General features: G+C 57.1%; 19 protein-coding genes. 7 read left to right on the top strand and 12 right to left on the bottom strand.

Annotated elements, in window-relative coordinates; translation table 11 throughout:
* Nucleotides 1-17 precede the first annotated feature (17 nt).
* Complete coding sequence (locus tag KBF66_RS04575) at nt 18-893, bottom strand: TIM barrel protein (RefSeq protein WP_296652961.1); 876 nt, start codon at nt 891-893, stop codon at nt 18-20.
* 1 nt (nt 894) lies between these two features.
* A complete protein-coding gene (locus tag KBF66_RS04570) occupies nt 895-1791 on the bottom strand; it encodes a 4-hydroxyphenylpyruvate dioxygenase (RefSeq protein ID WP_296652956.1) in 897 nt (298 codons plus the stop codon).
* Nucleotides 1792-2107: 316 nt separating this feature from the next.
* Here KBF66_RS04570 and KBF66_RS04565 point away from each other — a divergent pair, with 316 nt between their 5' ends.
* The 6 genes from KBF66_RS04565 to KBF66_RS04540 all read left to right on the top strand — a co-directional run bounded on the left by KBF66_RS04565 (nt 2108) and on the right by KBF66_RS04540 (nt 7782).
* Entirely contained in the window at nt 2108-2950 is an 843-nt protein-coding gene (locus tag KBF66_RS04565; protein ID WP_296652954.1) for a shikimate dehydrogenase, read from the top strand.
* A gap of 12 nt (nt 2951-2962) precedes the next feature.
* A complete protein-coding gene (locus KBF66_RS04560; protein ID WP_296652951.1) occupies nt 2963-3442 on the top strand; it encodes a tripartite tricarboxylate transporter TctB family protein in 480 nt (159 codons plus the stop codon).
* A gap of 18 nt (nt 3443-3460) precedes the next feature.
* The gene (locus KBF66_RS04555; RefSeq protein ID WP_296652948.1) at nt 3461-4972 is read left to right on the top strand and encodes a tripartite tricarboxylate transporter permease; all 1512 of its coding nucleotides are present in this window, start codon (nt 3461-3463) and stop codon (nt 4970-4972) included.
* 13 nt (nt 4973-4985) lie between these two features.
* Nucleotides 4986-5564, top strand: a complete 579-nt coding sequence (locus KBF66_RS04550; RefSeq protein WP_296652944.1) for a hypothetical protein — start codon at nt 4986-4988, stop codon at nt 5562-5564.
* A gap of 138 nt (nt 5565-5702) precedes the next feature.
* Nucleotides 5703-6716 (top strand): tripartite tricarboxylate transporter substrate binding protein, encoded by a 1014-nt coding sequence (locus tag KBF66_RS04545; protein ID WP_296652941.1) that lies wholly within the window; start codon nt 5703-5705, stop codon nt 6714-6716.
* A gap of 265 nt (nt 6717-6981) precedes the next feature.
* Nucleotides 6982-7782 carry an IclR family transcriptional regulator C-terminal domain-containing protein gene (locus tag KBF66_RS04540; RefSeq protein WP_296652937.1) on the top strand — a complete coding sequence of 267 codons (801 nt, stop codon included), beginning with the start codon at nt 6982-6984 and terminating at the stop codon, nt 7780-7782.
* Between the two features lie 11 nt (nt 7783-7793).
* Here KBF66_RS04540 and KBF66_RS04535 read toward each other — a convergent pair whose 3' ends face one another.
* The 7 genes from KBF66_RS04535 to KBF66_RS04505 all read right to left on the bottom strand — a co-directional run bounded on the left by KBF66_RS04535 (nt 7794) and on the right by KBF66_RS04505 (nt 14894).
* Complete coding sequence (locus tag KBF66_RS04535) at nt 7794-8888, bottom strand: cytochrome b/b6 domain-containing protein (RefSeq protein ID WP_296652934.1); 1095 nt, start codon at nt 8886-8888, stop codon at nt 7794-7796.
* Nucleotides 8885-9373 carry a diheme cytochrome c gene (locus KBF66_RS04530; RefSeq protein ID WP_296652929.1) on the bottom strand — a complete coding sequence of 163 codons (489 nt, stop codon included), beginning with the start codon at nt 9371-9373 and terminating at the stop codon, nt 8885-8887. Before KBF66_RS04530 ends, KBF66_RS04535 begins: the two co-directional genes overlap by 4 nt.
* A gap of 8 nt (nt 9374-9381) precedes the next feature.
* On the bottom strand, nt 9382-9789 hold the full coding sequence (locus KBF66_RS04525) for a DUF1924 domain-containing protein (protein ID WP_296652927.1): 408 nt from the start codon (nt 9787-9789) through the stop codon (nt 9382-9384).
* Nucleotides 9790-9919: 130 nt separating this feature from the next.
* Nucleotides 9920-10702: a type I 3-dehydroquinate dehydratase gene (gene aroD, locus KBF66_RS04520; RefSeq protein ID WP_296652922.1), complete on the bottom strand. Its 783-nt coding sequence runs from the start codon at nt 10700-10702 to the stop codon at nt 9920-9922.
* A 78-nt stretch (nt 10703-10780) separates the two neighbouring features.
* Nucleotides 10781-12250, bottom strand: a complete 1470-nt coding sequence (locus tag KBF66_RS04515) for an aldehyde dehydrogenase family protein (RefSeq protein WP_296652916.1) — start codon at nt 12248-12250, stop codon at nt 10781-10783.
* A complete protein-coding gene (locus KBF66_RS04510) occupies nt 12247-13095 on the bottom strand; it encodes a sugar phosphate isomerase/epimerase (RefSeq protein ID WP_296652913.1) in 849 nt (282 codons plus the stop codon). Before KBF66_RS04510 ends, KBF66_RS04515 begins: the two co-directional genes overlap by 4 nt.
* A gap of 17 nt (nt 13096-13112) precedes the next feature.
* Complete coding sequence (locus tag KBF66_RS04505) at nt 13113-14894, bottom strand: thiamine pyrophosphate-binding protein (RefSeq protein WP_296652908.1); 1782 nt, start codon at nt 14892-14894, stop codon at nt 13113-13115.
* Nucleotides 14895-15185: 291 nt separating this feature from the next.
* Here KBF66_RS04505 and KBF66_RS04500 point away from each other — a divergent pair, with 291 nt between their 5' ends.
* Complete coding sequence (locus KBF66_RS04500; RefSeq protein WP_296652903.1) at nt 15186-16190, top strand: aldo/keto reductase; 1005 nt, start codon at nt 15186-15188, stop codon at nt 16188-16190.
* A gap of 176 nt (nt 16191-16366) precedes the next feature.
* On the opposite strand, the gene KBF66_RS04495 is transcribed toward KBF66_RS04500, so the two are convergent.
* The 3 genes from KBF66_RS04495 to KBF66_RS04485 all read right to left on the bottom strand — a co-directional run bounded on the left by KBF66_RS04495 (nt 16367) and on the right by KBF66_RS04485 (nt 22655).
* The gene (locus KBF66_RS04495; RefSeq protein WP_296652900.1) at nt 16367-17845 is read right to left on the bottom strand and encodes a tetratricopeptide repeat-containing sulfotransferase family protein; all 1479 of its coding nucleotides are present in this window, start codon (nt 17843-17845) and stop codon (nt 16367-16369) included.
* Nucleotides 17846-17957: 112 nt separating this feature from the next.
* Nucleotides 17958-19961, bottom strand: a complete 2004-nt coding sequence (locus tag KBF66_RS04490; RefSeq protein WP_296652895.1) for a prolyl oligopeptidase family serine peptidase — start codon at nt 19959-19961, stop codon at nt 17958-17960.
* Nucleotides 19962-20057: 96 nt separating this feature from the next.
* Complete coding sequence (locus tag KBF66_RS04485) at nt 20058-22655, bottom strand: TonB-dependent receptor (RefSeq protein WP_296652892.1); 2598 nt, start codon at nt 22653-22655, stop codon at nt 20058-20060.
* Between the last annotated feature and the right edge of the window lie 475 nt (nt 22656-23130).

Raw genomic sequence — 23130 nt, 5'->3', positions numbered from 1 at the left:
CCGATTGTGGCAAATGGTTAGACGATCGACCGTTGCTTGAGTCGAATCTGGTTGGGCAGCGGCACTGAGCGTTGCAACACATCCTGCCCCATCCAGAGTGCCGATCGCCAGGCCTGTTGTGCCACTTGCACGGGTGGCATGTGTTGATAGTCGGCATTCACCACCGCCAGGCTGTAGTCGCCCCGAAAACCCATGCCGCGCAAACGGGTGATCATGTCCACCAGAGCGGCATCGTGTTCCCCTTGGCCGGCAAAAACCCTAAAACCGCTCTCACACGCACCCAGGCAGTCCGCCAGTTGAACCAGGAACAATTTTTCGCCGTCCAGCATGTCCAAATCGTTGTCACTGGATTGGCTGCACAACACATCCAGCGTGTCCAGACACAGGCCGAGATTGGGCATATCAGCCAGGCAGACCAGATCCCACGCCTGGGCGAATTCGCGGGTGGCGGCAGCCTGCGGATGGGCGCGATAGGCGATGCGGATATTCTTGGGAATCGCCAGAGTCGCCAACTGGCGCAGGCTGCGCGTGATGTCGTGGCTTTCGGCACTGGCTTGTGGGGCAGTGCTGGCGTCGAGCACCAGCAAACGGCAGCCCAAGGCGTGGCACATGCCGAGCATGGACTTGGCCACGTCGAGTTTGTAGTCCAGCATGGCACCGGACAAACCTTCAAAGTCGGCCAGTGCCCGAAACCCGGTGACGCGCAAGCCGCTGGCATGCACGGCGGCGATGGCGGCGTCGACCCCTTGCGGGTGTTGCGCCAGATCCGCCACCGACAACAGGATCTGTGTAAAACCAGCGTCGCGCGCCGCGTCAAGCCGGTGCTGCAGCGGGCCCGCCATGCTGCGGCTGTCCATGCCGAAGTCATCAATATTGGCGCTATAGAGGCTCATGTCAGGTACCCGGCTGGTTGTGCACAATCTCAAAACTCACCGTGCCGAGCTGGGTTTTGGTCAGGGCACCGCGGGCGTCAGAGCGCACGTTGACCGATTCCACAAATTCCACGCCGCGTTGCGTCAGTTCGGCCACTGTGGCCAGTACGTCGGCACTGCCCAGGCCAATGCGGTGCAAGCCCTCGTCGTCTTCCACGTCCAGTACGCTGGCATCAGGCTCGATCAACTGGATGTAAAAGCGCGAGGCCGCCGGACACGGGCTGCGCAAGATGCGGCCCTTGGGCAAAATGCCAAAACGTTGCTCCGCCGGCAGGTCGGTAAAACCAAACAGCTCACTGTAAAACTCGGTCCAGTCTGCCGTGCGCTCGTTACCGATGTACTGCACGATGCCAAAAAAGTGCAGCCCGGCCAGCGCCGCCGGGTGTTGCTCGACGCCCGGAATCGGCGTGAAGTCCACGTCGTAAATCGAAAACTCTTGATGCCGGTCGACAAAATAGATGCGGCTGGTCCCCACGCCGTGCACCGCCGGAATGTTGAGTTCCATCACCTCCACCCGCGCTGGCACGGCCCAGGCACCGCGATCAAGCGCGCGCCGGTAAGCGGCCGCCGCGTCGCGCACTCGCAGCGCCACCGCATTGAGCACTGGTTGTTCGCTTAATGCGGTGCCTTTGAAGTGCGCGTTGACAATGATGTTGAGCCCCCCCTGGCGGTACAGCAACACCTCGCGCGAGCGGTGTCGTGCCACAGGCCTGAAGCCCATCGTCTCCAGCACCTGCCCCAGTGCCTGCGGACGCGCGGTGCTGTATTCGATGAACTCGATGCCATCGAGCCCGATCGGGTTGGGGGCATCGGCGATGGCTTCGCGATCGGGGCCGGGCTGGTTTGTGACAGTGGTCATGGTGGGCATCGTTTGAAAAACAAGTCGCAACCATTATGCCAACATGTATTCGGAAACTGAGGGTGCAACTCGGAGATCCGAACAAAGAACGTACAAATTCCGCTGATTCTGGCTATTTCTTTAACCTCTGTATTAGTGAAAACCCGATATTGGTGCGTTTATCGAACTTTGTTAATCGCTGATTGAACGAAATTCAAAAAATACGAGATTTGTTGAGCTCCTGGCCCCCTAAACTTTGCCACATGAAAGTCAACAACGCGGTGATGAAAATGACAAGACTGGGCTTGCCCGTGGCTCACGAGTCTGGGGGGCAGCGATGAGTCCGAAAGATTCGCAAGTTGCGTCCATTCAGGGAACAACGCGTTTGTACCCGGTGATCGGCTACCCGGTGGCGCAAGTCAAGGCACCACTGCTTTACAACCCGCTGTTTGCCGCCTCGGGCATCGACGCGGTGGTTGTGCCGCTGGAAGTGCCGCCTGCGATGTACCCGGAAGTGTTCAAGTCACTGTTCAAGGTCAACAATTTGCACGGCGCCATGGTCACCATCCCGCACAAAGTGACCACCGTGGCGCTGCTGGACGATTGCAGCGACGCAGTGCGAATAGCCGGTGCCTGCAACGCGGTCGTGCGAAGGGTGGATGGCAGTCTTTACGGTGACTTGTTTGATGGTGTCGGCTTCGTCCACGCGCTACGACACCACGATTTTGAGGTGGCCGGTTCGTCGTGTCTGGTCGTTGGAGCTGGCGGTGCGGGGGCCGCCATCGCGGCTGCGTTGGCCGGCGCCGGTGCAGGGCGGGTTCGTTTGCACGATGCCCATGCCGGTCAGGCCGAATCTGTGGTCAGCCATTTGCGACAGTATTTTCCAAAGATTTCCATTGAGGCCGGACCGGCCGAGCTTGCAGGTTTTGCGCTGGTGGTCAATGCCACACCGCTGGGCATGGAACTGGACGATCCATTGCCGGTAGATGTCAGTCAGATCACTGCTGAGATGCTGATCGCCGAAATTGTGATGAAGCGCGAAATTACCCCACTGGTGGCCGCAGCACGCGCGCGCGGCTGCAAGACGGTACTGGGCCGAGAAATGCTCGACGCGCAACTACCGCTGTATCTCGATTTTTTTGGCCTGAACCCACAAACCCATTCACAACCACTCAATTAATAGGAGACACCTGTGGCCGATCTCACCCCCGCCAGTAGCCCTGGCACCGCGCCCAAAGGCGAGTACAAGATGATGGCCATCCTGTTTGTCCTCTGTCTTGCGCTGTTTGTCGATTCGCTGCGCAGTCATGGCATTTTTCAGGGTGAAAGCGCCGGTCCCGGCAGCATTCCGCAGATCCTGGCGGGCTCGCTGCTGCTGATGCTCGGTGGCCTGGCGGTGCAGTATTTCCGCGCGGGTTACCGCGAAGGTGGCTTTGGCGACCTGCTGCATCACTTGTTTGACCAGCAGGTGGTGGTGCTGCTCACCACGCTGACGATCTATGGCTTTGTTCTGGAGACGCTGCACTTTTTGCCTTCTACCTTCTTGTTCCTGGTGGCAACCATGTATTTGCTGGAGCGGCGTCAGTTCTGGCTCAAGGTGGCGGTGTCGGCGGGAACGCTGGCGGTGCTGTATCTCATTTTTACGACCCTGTTTCGGGTCGTGCTGCCCTAAGCCGCAAAGGAAAATACCATGTACAACGGTTTAGAAGGTTTTTTGATTCCATTCACCAGCCTCACATTGGTGTGGTGGATTGGTATTGGTACCCTGGTGGGCCTGTATGTGGGAGCGATACCGGGCTTGTCGGTGACGATGGCGGTGTCGTTGCTGATCTCGTTCACGTTTTCGTGGGACGTGCAACCGGCACTGGCGGTGATGGTCGGCATCTACACCGGCGGTGTTTATGGCGGGGCACGCTCGGGCATCCTGCTCAACATTCCGGGTGCGCCGGCGGCAGTGGCATCAGCGTTTGACGGTTACCCGTTGGCGAAGATGGGCTTGGCTGGTGAAGCGATGGGCTTGAGCACCACGCAAGCGGTGATCGGCAACTTCTTTGGCATTCTGGTGCTGGCATTGTTTGCCCCGTTGATCTCGCAACTGGCGCTGGTGTTTCAGGCGCGTGATTACTTTCTGCTCGCCTTTATGGGCCTGTTCCTGGTGGGCAGTCTGTCTGAAGGCAATCTGCTCAAGGCGCTGATTGCCGCTTCCATCGGCCTGCTGGTCGGGTTGATCGGCATGGACACTGAAACCGGGCAGGGCCGCATGACCTTTGGTACCACGCTGATGCTGGGTGGTATTCACTTCGTGGTCATCATGATTGGCACCTTCGGTATTTCTGAAGCCTTGATGCAGCTGCAGACCAAGACCGTGCCAGTCAAGCAGAAGATTGAGCGCATTCGCCCGGCCTGGGGTGCGGTGACAGGCAATATGTTCCTCACATTGCGTGCATCCACCATTGGCGTGATCATTGGCGCGCTGCCGGGCACGGGTGGAGATATCGCCGCGCTCATGGCTTACGACCATGCCAAACGCACGGTCAAGAACCCGACGCCCATGCCGTTTGGTCAAGGTGCCTACCAGGGTTTGATTGCCCCTGAGGCGGCGGCCAACGCGGCCATTGGCGGCGCCTTTGTGCCCATGATGACGCTCGGTATCCCGGGCGACTCGGTCACGGCGGTGCTCATTGGCGCGCTCATCATCCACGGCCTGCGTCCCGGCCCCATGTTGATGCGCGAGCAACCCGAGTTCTTCTGGTTTGTTGTGGGCTCACTGCTGATTGCCAACGTGTTCCTCTACATCGTCGGCATGACCGGTATTCGCGCCTTCAGCAAGATTGTGGAAGTGCCCAAGCCCATCATCATCCCGATCATCGTGGTGCTGACGTTCATCGGAGGCTACTCCATTCAGAACAGCATCACCGACATCTACTGGATGATTGCCTTTGGCATCCTGGGCTATTTCATGAAGCGCTACGCCTACCCTCTGGCGCCGCTGGTGTTGGGGGTGATTCTGGTGCCCATCATCGACGAGAAGTTCCGCCAGGGCGTGCAGATGGCGCATGGCAGCGCCATGGGCTTCTTCCAGGGCATGTTGACCAATACGGTGCCACTGGTGATTCTGGGCTTGATGGTGCTGACCGCGATCGTCTCCAACCCGCGTGCGATGTCGGCGGTGCGTGGCGTGTTCGGTGGCAACAAGGCTTGAGCGGCTGACGTCCATGGCACTGCTTCCGTCCTGGTATCTGGGTTTTGGCTGGTTGCCCATCGCAGTTGCGGTGGGCAGCGGCCTGATCATCAACCTGGTGCCCAGCACCTGGACCTGGCTGATGTATGCCCCGTTCCTGGGGGCTGGGCTGCACATGACGAAGCGCTTTCGACTCTATAACAGCGAGCGCTGGCGCCGTGTCCATGCCCGGTCCATGCAGATTTACGCGCGTCTGGCGGGTGAGGCCTTTGACCAGGCGCGCAAGCAGGGGCAAGAATTCAATCTGGCCGTACCGTGCACGGGACTGGCGCGCGCATTGTTTCCAAACACATCCGAAGCAGACCTGAACGCCATACTGGGAAGCGAACGCAAGCCGTACTTCAACAGCTTGCTCGATCGCTGCGCCCCTGTCTTTGTGCAGGGTGTGGAAGAGGGCAAGCCGCAGAAAAAACTGCTCGATGGCATCCGTCGGGATATTGAAAACAGCCAGCTCGGCCCTGACGCGGTGATTGTGCGTGCCATCGAGCATCAGCTTGGCCCCGGCGAGGCGGCAGCCTATTTTCAAGCGCGCTTGCTCGGGGTGGTCAGTTGAGCCTGACCCAATCCGTTTTATCCGAATGAAAATGCCATCTAGCCCATATTGTGTAAGCGCTGGAAGCTCGTTTTTTCATATCAATCGGGGTGTGAGTCGCGCACCGGTTGAGTTCACAACCCGACTCAGGAGAAACCCATGAAATTCACCACCTGGATCAAGACGACGCTGGCTGCCAGCGTCTTGGCTGCTGGCCTGGCCTACGCTGCCGATTACCCCGACCGCGCCATCAACGGCTTTATCGCCTGGGGAGCGGGCGGCGGCACCGATACCGTGTCGCGCCTGACGACCCCTGGCGCAGAAAAGGCGCTCGGCCAATCGATCATTCTTGCCAACAAGACCGGCGCGACGGGCGCCATCGCCGCGCAAGCGGTCGCCTCGGGCAAGGCCGACGGCTATACCCTGATGTTCCACGCCGAGAATCCACAGTTGTACCAAGTATTGGGCCTGTCAGAGCTGAGTTACGACGACTTTGATCCGGTCATGTTGTTTGTGCAGGGCTCTACCGTGATCGTGGTGCCAAAGACTTCGCCCATCAAGTCTTATGAAGATCTGGTCAAGGCTGCCAAGGCGTCTCCGGGCAAGCTCTCCATCGGCACCAGCGGTGTAGGTGGGCAACCTTGGGTGACGGCGACCTTGATGAAAAAGGTCGACGGCATCACCTTTAACCAGGTGGCATTTCCTGGCGACGGCCCTCTGGTGACAGCCCTGCTGGGCAACCAGCTCGAGGTCAGCGGCCTTGCGGTAGGTGCTGCAACGCAATACATCAAGAATGGCGACCTGCGTGCGCTGGCGATCATGAAGAACTCACCCAATGCTGCATTGCCAGATGTGCCTCACATCACCAAGCTGAACCCGGCTTACACCGACGTCATGAAGGCTTCTGGCTTCTTCTATGGCGTGTTTGTGAAGAAGGGCACCCCACAGCCCATCATTGATAAGTTGACTGCTGCCTACAAGACCTCTCTGGCTGAGCCCAAGTTTGTCGACTACGCCAAAAACAACGGCCTGGACGTGCTCGGCATTTCGGGTGCGCCAGCACGCGACTTCATGAATACATGGCGTTCGCAAATGTCATGGCTGATTTTTGAATCAGGCGGTGCCAAGGATTCACCCGAGAAGTTCAAGATCGCCAAACCCGCCGGCATGTAAGCGCCGGACAACGCTGCGACCTTGGCCGTTCATCCCGCGCAGCCATTCACAAAACGCTGCGTTGGATTGAACGGTATACGATGCCACAGAGGCGCCGGCGCAGTGAAATCGGTGTTCATGCGTCAGCGCCAGGACAATCTGCTCCCATTTGCCGGCCTGATGTACTCCAATGATTTGTTCGATATACAAACATAATTGATCGATCATTGAACGTGGGCGACGGTTTTGGTATCCTGTCGTCCTTCACTTTGAGCCCATCGATGCCATGTCTACTCCCGATGCTGCCGTCCGACCTCCGACGCCAGGCCCGTCACTCGACAAGCGCGACTGGATTGCCGGTTTGGAAAAAGGCCTGTCCATCATCGAAGCTTTCGACGACGCCAATCCGCGCATGACGGCCAGCCAGGCGGGGGTGCGCTGTGGCATGACGCGCACCGCCGCCCGGCGCTACCTGCTGACCCTGAACTACCTGGGCTATGTGGCTACCGATGGCAAGCTGTTCTGGCTCACGCCGCGGGTGCTGCGGTTGGGGCAGTCTTATCTGGAATCCGCTCGCTTGCCGCGCATCGTGCAACCGTTTTTGCAACGGGTCACTTCGGGCACGCAAGAAATCGCCTATGTGAGCGTGATGGACGGCGACGACGTGGTCTATATCGCCCGCAATGGCTCCACCCGCAGCATGAACACTGGCGTGGTGCTGGGCTCGCGGGTGCAGGCGCAGGTGACAGCCGCGGGTTTGTTGATGCTGGCACTGCGCGATCAGGCCTGGCTGGAGAACTGGCTGGCGCACCATGAGCTCAAGGCCTATACCAGCTATACCATCAACAACAAGGAGCGACTGCGCATCGAACTGGCGCGCATTCGCCAGCGTGGCTGGGCGGTATCTGAGCAGCAACTGGAACTGACCTACCGAGGTGTGGCGGTACCGCTGATCGACCGCAAGGGCGACCTGGTGGGTGCACTGAATGTGACCATGCCCATGGGCCACGAAAGCACCGAAGATGCCGTTGCACGCGTGCTGCCGGTGCTGATGGAAACGGCGCGAGCCTTGCGAAATCTGATCTGAACTGCTGTTCCTCAGGGGATGCGCATGGCACCATCGTCATAGGTGCCGGCATCCGCATCGTGATGGCAGGCCGCGCAGTTGTTTTTGCTTTTGACCGCTGGCTTCGCCCAATCCGCCGTCGTGATGTCACGGTGCTTTTTGCGCCAGTAGGGTGTGTCGGTGATGCGCAAGGGCACCGCATCTGCTGGCAACGAACGATCGGTTTTGAAACCGGCTTCGGTCAAGTGGCGGTCGGCTGCGTGGGTCGTCATGAAGTCCGTCACCAGTCGTACCGTGTCCACACCAAGGGCGAGATCGGTTCCAAAGTGCTCGTTTTGTGTGGCCATCATGTGCTGCCAGGAACGGGCAGGCAACAGAGAGGGATAAAACGCCGTATGACAACTGCCACATTCTTCGTGCCACAGCGCGTTTTGAGGCAGTGTGGCCACGGTGCCCAGCGATCCGATCACGGCACCATTGCCACTGAACCACCAGCCTGCCGATCCAAGCATGCCAAGCAGGATGAGGATGGCCAGGATCCCGTGTGGGCGGGTTCTGGGGGTTTCAGGAGTTGCCAGTTTGTGGCCGTCGACCATTGCCCGCGCCAGGTTTTCACGGTGCAGCACGCTCTCGACGACCACCCCGGTAACATGCAGCCCCACCAGCAGCAACATGAGGGTGGCACCTGCCTCATGCAGTTGTTTGGCCAGTTTGCCTTGCGAGAAAGTCAACCAGCCGGCAGCCAGACCGCGTTGCTCTTCGCCACCGAGGATCAGAATCCCCAAAGCGCAAACGACCAGAGTCAAAAACAGCAAACCGTAAATCGCCAGGCTGCCCGCCGGATTGTGGCCAACATGACGAGTCGCTTGGTGCGACGCCAGCTGCTGCAAGTAGGTCAGGGCTTTCAAGGGGCCAAACCAGAAATTGGCAAAACGCGAATAGTGGGAACCCAGCACCCCCCAGATCAGCCGGAATCCCAACAGCCCCAGCATCAGATAGCCGGAAAACACATGTACAGGCAGCCAGACGTCGGATTCGGCGGTGAGCCAGGCCAGTGCAAAGCTGGCGGCCAGCGACCAGTGAAACAGGCGGGTCGGCCAGTCCCAGATCAGGGTGCGCTGCATCATTTCGGGATGCGAATGTTGCGTTCGTTGAAGTCACCCTTGTCGGCGCCCGGGTGGCAGGCCATGCAGTTGGCCTGGCTCTTGACCGACGCGCGTTTCCAGACGGCGGGATTGATTTCATCTGGGCGATGTTTAGTCTTGAACCAGGCACTGTCGGTGATGCGCAATGGCGCAGCGGTCGAGGTCCAGCGATTGGAGGCGTGCAGGGTCAGGTAGCCACTGATCGTCTGCACATCCTGCGGCGACAAGGAGGCGTCGGTTTCAAAGTGCTTGTCAAGCCCCGCCATCATCTTGGTCCACGAAGCCGCTGGCAACAAGCCAGGGGGAAAAGCCATATGGCAACTGCCGCACTCAGCTTGCCAACGGGCGTTGCTTTGGGCGGGCATGACCGGGCGACCACGGTCTTCTCCGTTGTATTTGGCAGCCGAGTTGGCCACCAGGGAGGTCGTAACCAGAACAAGCAGCAAGGGCAGGGTGAGGCATTTCATGGCGGGCCCTATTTCACCGACAACACATAGGACATGAAGTCGCCCTTTTCCTGCGCGGTGCAGGCGCGTCCCAGCACGTCGTTGCAGTTGCGTTTGAACCACTTCTCCACCTGCGCTGCGTCGGCAAACCGCTTCGGGTTGGCGCTGGGTGCCAGTGGCTCGATGTCCTTGTTGGTTTTGGCGTGTTTACCGGCGTTCTTGGGCGACGCCGTGTGGCAGGACGCACAGGAGAGTTGCTTGGGACCTTCGGCGTTGTAAAACTTTTGACCCGCGGCGACGCTGAAGCCGGCGAAAGCGGGGGACTCCTGCTTGGCGGCGCTTTGGAAGCTGTCAAGTATTGGATTTGCCGCACTGGCCAGCGGCACCAGAACGAAAGCTCCCGCCAACAGGCAGGCAGAGAATGGATTGAATTTCATGATATGACCCTTCAAAGGAATGGGTCATAGCTTATTGGGCGTGTCTTAAGACAGTCTTATCAGCCCGCTTCAGGCAGCACGATCACGCGATGCGCCGCCTTGGCTTGCGGACGTGGCCCACCAAACGGGCCTACTTTCCGGCGATGGACTTCTGCAGAATGCCCAATACCGTGTTCAGATCCTCAATGGGCACCTGCCCAGGGGCCGAACTGCTGGCACCGACGGCAAAAGTGAGTGCGGATCCAAAGGTCCAACCAAACAGCCGCGTCATCGCCCCAAAAGGCCCCATCGACATCGAGATCAATGGAATGCGCAATTTCTTGCTCGCCTCACGCGTGGCGGCCAGCAGCGTCAGCACATCGTCGAGGTCACGCGGCATGACCGCCACTTTGGCCGCATCTGCCCCGAGTTGATCGGCAGTGAGGAACTTGGCCACCAATGTTTCGAGCCCTGGCGTGAACGCGAAGTTGTGGAAGGACAGCACCAGCTTGATGTCGCTGGCGCGGGCGGCGGTGCGCACACGCACGATATTGGGGGCGTCGTTGGCCATTTCGTAGTCAATCAGGTCGATCGACTTGCTCTCGCACACAGCTTCATACAACGCCAGCACCTGGCCTTCATTGAGGGGGATCTTTTCGCCACCCTCCAGTGTGGAGCGCCGGGTAAACAGCAAGGGGATGCCACCCGATTTTATTTTGATAGCTTTAGCCGCAGCAATCACGGCGCTTGTGTCGCCAATTTGCTCAAAATAGTCGACTCGCCATTCCAGCACATCGGGTTGCTTGGGCAGCACCACGTCGAGTTCGGCCATCACTTTGTCAATCGTTCGTCCAACCAGTGGTGTGCAAATGAGCGGAAACTTGCCACCGGCAATCGGTTGTCCTTTGAGTTCGATGGGCTTGGAAGTTTGCATAGGGGTACTCCAGAATTAAAAAGCCTGCTGCTGCCACAAGGGCACACAGCAGGCACTGTACGTCATAGTTCGCGCAGATCAGCAGGCGCTGGTCATGTCTTCGGCGGTAAAGTCGCCTTCTTCGAGGGCCGGATCGTAAAACGCACCAAACAGCTCTTGGTCAGAAGGGCGGTCTTCCTTGATCGGTACCGACACCCAGGTGGTGTTCATGTAGTGCTTGAGGCTGACGTTCTCAGAGATCACGTTGCCGCCCCAGGTGCCGCAGCCCAGGCTGCTGGTCATCGGCATGCCGTTGTTGAAGGCACCGGCGTTGGCCTTGCTTTGCGGCTGGCGCACCATCATGCGGCTCACCGGTGCGGCCAAGGCTAGTTGGTGAATGTGGTCCTGGTTGAACGAGTAAATGCCGCAGGAGTGGCCTTTGCCGCCCACTTCGTAAATGCCACGCATCATGGTGAGGGCTTCGTCAAACCTGTCGTACTTGTAAACCGCCAGCAGCGTAGTGAGCTTTTCGCGTGAGTACGGGTAGTCTTTGCCAATGCCGTCACCGCGCACGATGATGAATTTGCGGTCAGCGGGGATGGTAAACCCGGCAGCTTCAGCCACCTTTTGCGGTGCAATCGCCACGGTGTCGGCCAGGCGGTGGCCTTCGTCGTCCCACATGGCTTTGCGCAAGGCTTCTTTCTCGGTGTCGTTGGCCAGGTAGCCACCTTCCTTTTGCAGCTGAGCGAGCAGCGCGTCAAAAATGCTTTGCTGAATGATCAGGTTGCCATCGGCCGAGCAGCCTGAGCCAAAGTCGGAGGTCTTGCTCAAACGGGTGTTGTACGCGGCTTCTTCAATGTTGGCGGTCTCGTCGATCACCATGGTGGAGTTGCCCGCACCCACGCCGTAAGCCGGTGTGCCCGAACTGTAGGCGGCGCGCACCATGGGCTGGCCGCCGGTGGCAATCACCAGGTCGGCCTCGGCCATCAGCGCTTGCGACATCGGAATGTTGACGCGGGTCAGGCATTGCAGCAAATCGGGTGGTGCGCCTTCTTTTTCCAGCGCTTCACGCATCAGGCGAACCGTCTCGAAGCTGGTTTTCTTGGCGCGCGGGTGGGGCGAGAAGATGACCGCGTCACGCGCCTTGATGCCGTAGACGGCGTTGCCAGCGGGGGTCAGGTCGGGGTTGGTGGTGGGCACAATGCAGGCCACCACGCCAGCCGGTTTGCCGTATTTGACGATGCCCTTTTCAGGGATTTCCTCAATGATGCCCACGCTTTTCTGGCGCAGCGCGTCACGCAGGATGCCGCGAATCTTCATGCGCTTGCCCATGCGGCTGTCGAGGTCACCCAGACGGCTCTCGGCAATGCCTTCAGACACCAGACGGGTGAAGGTCTTCTTGTTGGATACGGCCCAGGCCACGGCTTGGCACAGGCGATCAACCCGTGCCTGGTCATAGGTTTCGATGATGGCCAAGGCGGCGCGTGCCCTGGCAAAGGCGGCATCGAGTTCTTCGCGTTGTTCGGCGTTGATTTCGGTCTTTTTGAGTTCGGGGGGGATGTTGCTCATGCTGCGGTCTCCAGGAGTTTTTGGGATTGGGGGGCGGTGTCTGTATCCAGATGGGCTTTGGCGACTAACAGGGCGCGGCGGGCGTATTCCTCAAAACCCACTTCGCAGGCCAAAGTGTCGCCGGGGATTTCGAGTGCGTAGGGAATGTCTTCGGGCAGGCACGCCAGGATGTCCTTGACGCCGAAGTCGCCGTCGCCGGGGAAGTAACGGTGACTGCGCGCCTCGTGCAGGGTGCTGGCCAGGTCGGCACCGATGGATTGCGGGCCATCGCACACATGGGCAAAGTGGAACCACTCGCGCGGCAACGCCTTCAACACTTCATGGCTGGATTTGGAGCGGTAGAAGTGCAGCATGTCGATCAGGATGCCGGCGTTGGGCCGGGCAGTGTCGCGCAGTACCTGGGTAGCAATCGCCAGGTTGCCGGTTTCGGTCCACCACGGAAACTCCAGGCTCACCGTGATGCCCAAGGGCGCTGCGTAGTCGCACAGGCGGCCAAAACGGTCATGGGCGCGGGCACGGTCCGGGTCTGGCAGTTGGCAGATCACATGGTGGGCGCCCAGCTCGGCGGTGGCGTCGAGCATCGGGAAAAAGTCCTCGGGCTCGAGCTTGGGATCCATGCGGGCCAGCTCCACATCCCACACCTTGACGCCGGTGGCTGCCAGGTGCGCCTTGGTGGCGGCCATGGCGGCAGCGCTGTGGATGATGGGGTAAAGCGGCTCGGCATCGGTGACCCGGCTCAGGCGCAGGCCCACATAGTCGTAACCGGTGCGGTAAGCCACCTCGATCAGATCCGCCGGGGGCAGGGCGATGGCGGTGAGGTGGGCAAGAGAGTATCTGTGGTTCATGACCGGTCTCCGAGGATTTAACTGGCGCGACCTTGCAACCCACTGGTGTCAGCGTGGTGCACCTTCTTGCCCGGCGAGTAGATGTCCATGATGTTCCAGTGGCCGGCGGTCTCGACCGGGGCGTTTTGCATCGCCACGTCGATCACAAACGGGCGGTTGGAGGCCATGGCCTTTTCCAGCGCGGGCTTGAATTCGTCAGCCGAAGTGACCCGGACGCCTTCAGCGCCGTAAGCCCGGGCGATGGCCGCAAAGTCGGCCTGGAATGGTGCTCCGTCCTTGAAGAACAGGGTGCCGGTGGTGGTGCCGTAATGCGCCAACTGCAAGCCGGCGATGGTGCCAAAGGCGCAGTTGTTCATGATGACCCAAATCACCGGCACATTGCTTTCAACCGCCGTGGCCAGCATGGCCGGGTTCTGGCCGAAGCCACCGTCTCCCACCAGTGACACCACCACGCGGTCCGGGCAGGCCAGTTTCGCGCCAATGGCCGCCGGCGCGCCAAAACCCATGGTGGCAAAGCCGCCGGGCGTCAGGATGCTGCCAGGGGTAAAGATGTCGAACTGCTGACCGACGCCATTCTTGTTCCAGCCAACGTCGGTGGTGATGATCACGTCTCGCGGCAACACGGCGCGCGCATCGGCCAGAATGCGCTCCGGGCGCATCGGGAACGCACTGCTTTGCTGGGCCGCGACCAGACCCGCCTTGAAGGTGCTGCGGTTGGCGGCCAGCTCTGTCTTGAGCGCGTCGTTTTTGAAACCACGCGGGTAGAGCTTCTTGGCGACGCGGTTCAAGACTTTGAGCGCTTGCTTCAGATCAGCCACGGCGCCGATTTGCACAGGGTAGTTGCGGCCGATTTCGCTGGGGTCGATGTCGATGTGAAGCAGCTTGGTGACGCCGAAGTTGAAGGTGTACTCGGTCTCCCAAGAGCTGCAATCAGCTTCGGCAAAACGTGTGCCCAGGCCTAGTATCAGGTCGGCATTGAGGCACTTGTCATTGATGAATTGGGTACCCCAAAAACCCGTCATGCCCAGAATGAAGGGGTGGTCATCGGGCAAGACGCCCTTGCCCATCAGGCTGTGCGAGACAGGCAGACTCATGTGGTCAACAAACTCCTGCAGTTCGGTCGTGGCTTTGGCCAGCACGATGCCCCCGCCTACATGCAATTGCGGGCGCTTGGCTGCGACCAGCGCTTCAATGATTTGGGTGGCCACTTCGTCGTCAATGGACGGCGTATGCAGTTTCTTGCTGTTCAGGCGCAGCTTGTCAAACCGGGCGACGTCCACCTCTTTGGAGAAGATATCCATCGGCACCGACACCAGCACCGGGCCCGGTCGGCCGCTCTCGGCCAATGCAAAAGCCTTCTCCAGAATTTCGGGAAACAAATCGGGCCGCTCAACACGCCACACGCGTTTGCAGAACGGGCGGTACATCTCGGACTGTGAGGCGTCCGAATGCAGGTTGACTTCCTGGTGCGGGTGCTTGCCGTAGTAGTGGCTGGGCACGTCACCGGCGATCACCACCATCGGGATGGAGTCCAGCGCGGCATTGGCTACACCAGTGGACGCATTGGTCAGCCCGGGACCCAGGTGGCTGAGCACCACGGCGGCTTCGCCCTTGGCGCGCGCATAGCCATCAGCGGCATGGGCAGCCACTTGTTCATGTCGGGTGTTGACAAACTGAATGCTGCTTTTCTCCAGCGCGGTCAACACCGCAATGTTGGTGTGGCCGCACAGGCCAAACAGGTGTTTGACACCACGTTCTTCGAGGTATTTGACCAACTGGTGGGAAATCAGATCTTTCATGTTGTCTCCGGTGGTAAAGGTTTTCCAGCGAGGTCAAATCGATCTTTGTGATCGATAATCGCCTCTTTGTGTCAATGATCTTCGTAACTTTAGCGATAAAGCGGGTTTCTTGAAACACGAAATCCGCTTTGGAGAACGATGAACGCACGAGAATGATCGATTAACAATTGAAATTAGGGTTTGTACCAAATGGTACAAAATCAAAAGCGCCTGAAGTTCAATCCGGACGCGGCGTTTCCGCCACCGGGTCGGCCGGTCCTCTAAACTGTTGAACGGAAAGGAAAGCACAGCATGCAGCAACGGAAACTAGGACCCTTTACCGTCAGCGCTCTGGGTTTGGGGTGTATGAACTTGAGCCAGGGGTACGGCGTCCCCATATCGGCTGAGCAGGCCGAGCGGGTGCTCTTGCAGGCACTGGATTCAGGGGTGACCTTTTTTGATACGGCATCACTCTACGGCTTTGGCGCCAATGAAGATTTGGTGGGGCGGGTGCTGTCCAGGCACCGCCACCAATTTACCCTGGCCAGCAAATGCGGCTTGACCGGAGTCGATGTCAAAGGTGATGGCAAACGGGTGAGGGTGATTGATGGCCGTCCAACAACGCTGAGAAAGACCTGTGAAGACAGCCTGCGGCGCTTGAAGACCGATGTGATTGACCTCTACTACCTGCACCGTCTGGATCGATCCGTGCCGATTGAGGACAGTGTGGGCGCTCTGAGCGATCTGGTCAAGAAAGGTTACATCCAGACCATTGGTCTGTCCGAGATGTCAGCGACGACCTTGCGCCGGGCACAAGCGGTGCATCCGATCACCGCCATGCAAACGGAATATTCATTGTGGACGCGCAATCCGGAAATCGCGGTGCTGCAGGCTTGCCGTGAGCTTGGTGTGAGCTTTGTGGCGTTCAGCCCGGTGGCGCGGGGATTTCTGGCAGGTGAAGCGCTTGATCCGGCGGGTTTTGATGCCAATGATTTCCGCCGCGCCATGCCGCGATTTGACGCAGAGAACTGGTGGCGAAATTCGCAGCTTCTGCCCCAGTACCACGCTTTGGCCCAACTTGCAGGCTGCTCACCTGCCCAACTGGCGTTGGCGTGGTTGCTGCATCAGGGCCATGACATTATCCCGATTCCAGGTACGACGCGTGTGGATCATCTGGTCGATAACCTGGGTGCCGTGAATGTGGCGCTTGATGCAGTGATGTTGAAGAAACTCGACCTTTTGATTAATCAGCACACCGTGTCGGGTAGCCGTTATAACCTGCAAAGCAATCTCGATGCCGATACAGAGAACTTTTAGTCGCCTGAAATACCGCCACGGATCACCTTGACGGGCCAGCCAAGTGCAATCATGTTGTTGCCCAAGCCATCAGCACACCCCATGCCACTGCGCCCAGCCAATGCGGTGCAAACTTTGTGTTGCCAATCAGAACCGCAGAAAAGGCAGGCGGGTGTCTTGCAACTCAATGACGCCTGTCATGAGCGCTGTTCGTGCGCGGCATCACCCAATGCGTTGAGCAGGTCCTTTAAACGATGCTCATAGTGGCGCCACCGGCCGCAGGAGCGTTGGTAGAGCGGTTGCCTTACCTGCCAGGCACTGGGTGTCATGATGGATGATCTGGTTTTGTGGAAATCCATACATCTTTCATCCCAAGGCAGACCACAGTGCACAAGTAACTGCTCAACATTCGGACGGAAATCAGTAACCATGGCATCATAATTGACTTCATGAATATCATCAGGGTATAGACTTATCCAATGTTTCATTAGTTTCTGATGTAGCAGGTACCAATGCGCAATATTCTCCAAATCATAGGCAAATGGCATTGAAGGGCTTAAATGAAGAAAGTATATTGAAAGACAGTTGTCTATTGCATTGCGCGTCGTGTAGATAATTTTGGAGTCAGGGAATATACTTTTAATCAGACCAATATTCAAGAAATTATCGGGTCGCTTATCAGTGATGTAGGGTATATCTTGAAACTTGAGAGAAATGGCTTGCATGTATTGATCACGCATTTCATTGCACTTGGCTTCATCAATAACAAGCCTCAAGCTATCCAGCTTTGGATAAATATATTCTTTTGCTATTCTTGGAACTATATCCAGTTCACCACCGTCTGAGACAGACTCATGACTGGCCAGAATCTGCTCCACCAAGGTCGACCCGGATCTGAACATGCCACAGATGAATATCGGCCGTGGCCAATCGGGTGTTGTAACGGGTCTTGAATCTGCCGTGGGATAGGCCCTGATTATTTTTGCAAAAAAATCCTCAATCGCCTTGCGATCATAGGGACGAAATCGATCCATCGCACTGCTGCGACTCGCCGCGTTGGCAGAGAGGTAGGCATCAAACGCTTGGTCATACTTGGCTGCGTTATCCAACGCCTTGCCCAGAGCAAAACCAAGATCTGCGCGCTCCTGGTCAGTGATAGTTCTAGCGGATAGCGCTGATCTGAGACGATCGATCAGGCCAGCGTCGTTCTCCAAGGTGGTCTGCAGGTTCGGCAAACGGGAGAGCGCCAGCGCATGGTTTGGGTCAATGGCCAGTGCCCGCTGGTAAGCAGCATGTGCCTGTTCCCGATCACCCAGTTGCTCATGAATGTTTCCCGTATTCAGCAGTGCCGGGATATAGCGTGAATTCAGATGTAGCGCTTTAGCCAACTCAGCCAAAGCATCAAGCGGCCGGCCAAGATCTTGAGCCAATATAACCGCACAATTAAGATAAACCTCCTCAGGCTGGTCTATTTTAAATGATATAGCCTTATAATAACATTCAAGAGCTTCTGTAAATTTATTTGTTTTCTTGAAAAGAAAACCAAGATTGTACCAGGCTTCCGGTATTTTATTGTCAATTAATAATATTTTTTCATAAATTTCTATGGCACTTGACACATGGTTTGATTGAATCAAATCCGATCCTGTTTCCAATAGTGATCGAATTTGATTCATGGCATCAAGCAAGGTAACAATACAAAAATGCCCATCATCGAGTCAAAGACAATAACCTCAATTCAATAAAGCAGGAGTAATTAATCCAAAGTATTTAGTGCATAATTTTAAATTATGACGTGGTTGACATGTGTCGGGAAAGAAACTTGTCGACACGCGACCAGAAGTCAATATTATTGGCAACTTTGAGCCAACCGTGACCTTCGTCCGGGTAAATGACCCAGTCCACATTCTTGTTGTGAGACGCCAGTGCATCACGCATTTTTTCCCCGTTGATCAGTGGTACCCGCTGATCAAGTCCACCATAGGCCATCATGACCGGCTGATGAATTTCGGACGCTCGCAGCACTGGTGAAGTCTTCTTGAACTGATCGGCGTCTTTCGCGGGGTCACCAATCAGTAAGGGCAACGTAAAGCGAGCAGCATCGACTCGATTGAAGTCAGTCCAGGTGACACTGAACATGAACGACGGGTCGGTGACACCCACCCAATTGATTCCGCATCGATACAAGGCCGGTTCTTTCACCAGCCCCATCATCGTCAAATAGCCACCGTAGCTTGCGCCGGCAATACAAATGCGTTTGGGATCAGCAATGCCGTCTTTGATCAGCTGCTGCACGCCATCCGACACATCGTCCTGCATGCCCAGTCCCCATTGTTTCCAGCCGGCTTTGAAAAGGCGAACGCCAAAGCCAGTCGACGCACGGGGTGCGGGCATGAAGACGGCATAGCCCCTGGATACCAAGAACTGGACGTGAGGATCCCAACGCCAGCTGATCGGGCGCACCCACGGGCCACCGTAGTGCATCACGATCATCGGAAATGGCCCTTTACCTGCAGGCAGCGTCAACTGTGCCGGTATCGACAGTCCATCACGAGCTGAATACCGCATGAACGTCGTTGGCCTCATGCGCTCCACTGAAATCCATGGGCGCGACTGCGCAATCTGTTCCAGCTTGTTGTCCTTTGGGTTGAAAAGCAGAAACCGACCGGGGTCGCGATCGGAGTACGAAGTTACCAGGATTGGTGCCCCCTCAGACAGATTTGAAGTCTGAAGCTGGTTGACGCGACCTGGCAGTGCCTGATCGATCTGGCCCTGGATCTTGGCCAAGGTCTCATCGATCCAGTAGGTTCCGGCCCGATCAGCCTGGTAATCGATACCCAGCAACTTGCTGCCGTCGGCCTTGAATCGAAGCCCTTCGGTGACGTCAAAGCCTTTCAGGCCGAAAACCGGTTGTTGATCAATCGTGCCCTTGAGTGTGTCGAAACCATAAATGGAAGCCGTATCACTGCCGCTGTAGGCACTGACATAGAGTTTTCCGGCTGAGTCAAAAGCCAGCGGAACGATTGCTGACGCCGGATCTGACTGACTGAAGGTGAAGATCACCCGCCAGGGTGCTTGCTCAGAGTCCCGCAGGTAAACCCGTGTGGTCTCCTCGACCGTAGAGGTCGCGGCTCGAGCGACATTCGCCCGATCTACGACCCAGGACTGAACTTCGGGTGGCCCACCCAGGGTCATCAATACCGAACGACCAGTCGTCGTGTTGAGTCTGTAGAGATTGCTCGAGATACGCCCTCGTCCTTGCAGTGACGGGACTTCAATGATCAGATCTTCTGTTGGCTTGCCGTCTATCACCACCCGACCGTGCAAAGAAGAGCCGGCTGGCAGAAGTTTCTGGCCTTCAGTCAGCAGACTGCGTTCAACCATCGGCTTGAAGTTGCGCGCGTCACGATCAATGACAAACATCCCGCCGCCGACCTGGTCGCCGCTGCCGCGTTCACGATCAACCATCGTGAAGACGAGCCGGTCATTGTTGACCCACGCCAGACTTGCAACGTCGCCATCCGTAAAGCTGGTGATGACCAGCGACTTTCGCGTCGAAACATCAACCACCGTGATATTGATTCGGTCCCGATACTCGCGAAGCGCCGCGATATTCTTGCCGTCGGGGGACAAACGCAGCGACGACAACTGCGCAGTTTTAAAAAAACTGCTGATCTCGATCGGCGCGGCTTCAGGCGATTCGGCTGCCCAGCTTGTTGGGGCGAGTGCAGAACACACGGCAACCGAGGCAAAAAAGTCACGACGGCGCAGGGTTGGGAGTTGATTGATCATAAAAGCAAGTCGGTCAAATTGAAAACACTACAGGTTCATCGGATACCTAAAAAAATGGGTACCTCGAAAGGTACCCATTTTGTAAGCATTCAAGACTTATCTAAACACATACTTGCCGGAAACGTAGAAAAACCGGCCCCGATTTCCATACAGTTCAGCAAAGCCCATCTGGGTATAGCTGTTGCTGCTGGCGTTCTGCAGGCTGAACGGTGGCATCCGGTCCATCAGATTCTTGATACCGAAGGTCAGTTCCAGATTCTTGAATCCGGAATACTGGGTCACGAAGTCAAGCTCAGTGAACGAAGTGACACGTTTGGTGGTCGCATTGGCTTCGATGGGCTGATCGGTATCCAAGAATCCGCCGACGGTTTTGATGGTGCCACCAAAGGTCCAAGGGCCCTTCTCGACCGTCACATTGAACGCGTTGCGATACTTGGGATTTGCATAGGTATCAACATACTCAGCCCATGAATCGGTGGCGCTGGAACGGGTCTTGTTGGTCATGTAATAGGTGAACAAATCGCGCAGCGTGATGTCACCGATGGCCGTGCCACGGAAGCGCCAGCGGGCGTCAATATCAACACCTTCGGTTTCGCGCTCAGCAATGTTCTGCAGATTCGTGAAAATGCTGGTCTTCGGCCCAACCTTGGTGAACAGACCGGCGTCAATCGCTGAGGTCAGTGTTGGCGAGGTAATGTCATTGGTTTTCTGGATCTTCCACCAGTCGATGCTGGCGTTGAAGTTCTTTGCCAACTCGAACACCATACCAAAGTTAAGGGTCTTGGCCTTTTCAGGCTGCAGATTTGGGTTGGAGCCGTTGACCTGGTAAGCCGCATAGAAGCACTCGCCGTCAGCATCCAGTGGCACGCCCAGTTTTTGGCATGATTCTGGATCGGTAATGTTGGTGGCACCTTCTTCCTGGGCGCCGTAGAGCTGTTTCAAGACAGGTGCGCGAAAACTCTTGGTGAATGAACCCCGGAACGCCAATTCCGGCAGAACCGCCCACTTGACTCCGAGTTTCGGGCTCGTTGCGTTTGCATTGTCGTAATGGTCATAACGCAAAGCTGCCTGTGCCTCGATCGTCTTGGTAACTGGAATCGAGAGTTCGCCAAAAACCGCCTGGAAACTGCGAGAGGCGTTCACTGGGGCCTGCTGGATACTGCCGACAACCTCGCCAGCTTGCGTGAGCGGATCCGGGGTATCGACCAGAGACTCTCGATTGGCGCTCGCACCCACGGCGAATTTCAAAGCACCGGCCGGCATCTGAGTCACATCGCCGCTCAATTGGGCATTCAAACTTGAGAGGGTCGATTTACCTTCGCGGGTTGGGTACACCCGCAGGCTCTCTACCAAAGCCGGATCGTTGGTGCTCACCGTTGGGTTGAGCGAACCGTTCGACGTTGCCGTATACCAAGTGTTGGCATTGAAGTAATTCGAGTCACTGTTGGTGACCTTGCTCACACCGTGATTCAGACTGACTTTCCAGTCGTAATTGCCAAAGGTACCGTCTGCACCAACGGCAGTATTCAAGAATCTGGACTTGCGATTGGTCGTGCGGGGGCCGCCTTGCATGAACCGTCCAGCGATGTACACGCTTCCATCGCCGATGTCGTAAGGCGCCTGGGCTGCACTGGTAATTGGCACCACAAAATAGTCAGGGACCGGGTGGGCTTCGAAATGATCCTTGCTGGTTGAGAAAGTCATTTCCGCAAATGCCTTGGTTGTCGGCGTGATCTGAACGGTGCCGATCAGCAATGCGCTCAGACGATCTGCGCCGTTGTAGGCGGTCAGCAGTGACTTGTTGAAGTCATAACGGCATATGTTCCCGGCCCCCAGGTTCTCCGGTGGGCAGGTGGCGTAAGGAATGCCCACAAATGCACCCGTATTCGGGTTGATCACGTTGCCGGTTGGCGAAAAGCCACTTCGACGATCGGGGCCACCGGCCGCGCGGAAATCAACCGTGCTGGAAATGTCCCGGTCCTTGCGAAGAATCGGGTCGCGCTTGAAGATATCGAGACCGAACAGAACGTTATAGCGGTCTTTGGTCAGGTCACCAAAGCCCGCTGAAAGTCCAAAGCGCTTCTCGTTTCCGTCACTGCGGCTGCTGGTGCCAAGGTTGGCGGTCGCTTCAATACCCTGGTAGTCATTCTTGGTAATGAAGTTGACAACACCGGCCACCGCATCGGCACCGTAAATGGCTGAACCGCCGTCTTTCAGAATTTCGATTCGCTCAATGGCACCAATCGGCAGGGAGTTGATGTCAAACGCCGCACCGGCACCTGACGAGTCATAAAGGGCGTTAACCGGCAGGCGGCGCCCATTCAGCAGCACCAAGACCTGGCTTTCGCTCAGGCCGCGCATTCTGATGCTGGCGGTTCCAGATCCAGCGGGCGAATTGGAGGCCAGCTCGCCCTGGTCAAAAATGTCAATCGACGGGATATTGTGGAGCAATTCGTTGATTGAGGTGGCACCTGACCGTGCGATCTCTTTCTTGGTGACGATCTCGACTGGCGCCGGACCCTCAACGTTGGTCCTTCTGATCGCGGAACCTGTTACCTCAACCCGTTCAAGAGACGTCGATGCCGCTTGAGCGTAAGCGGTCTGGGCTGCCAGCACAGCAGCCATGGCACTGCAGGCCAGCATGGCTGAGCGGGCGAGCGCGCTTCTTCGAAAGTTAGGCGTCTTGTGGTTCATAGTTACTCCAAAGATAGATAAAGAAGCCGACACAGCCAATTGCTGCGCCAGTGCGAGATCGCCATGGATGCATGGGCGCCACTTGGCGTCAGGCAAAAATTCAGGTCGATGCTCCATTCTCACCACTCTGAAAACACGAACTTCCTAGGTTGAAACCTCAAATTTATAAAGTCTGCTTGGCAAAGTTTGGGTGCTTATCCGGTAAAGTTTTGTAACCCATTGTTTTTAAAAGATAAATCATGGTCGAAGTGGGCGGGCTTGGTGTAGGGTCGGGTCAGATGTCGGGATTGAACGCGGGTTTTCACTTATGAAAATTTTGGTAAAAAAGTTGCGGTGACACAACAGGTGGGCGTCTGCGGCACTTTGGCGTTCAATACACTTGTCAACTTCCTGTGGCGGATTGAGGTCCGGCGGGGTTTCCTGAGCGGTTCTGATGGGGTCAAAACGTCAGAATTTTCGTTTCATGGATAATGAA

It is taken from the genome of Rhodoferax sp. (assembly GCF_018063565.1).
Lineage (GTDB): Bacteria > Pseudomonadota > Gammaproteobacteria > Burkholderiales > Burkholderiaceae_C > Rhodoferax.
This window is presented reverse-complemented; position numbering and strand designations above follow the sequence as displayed.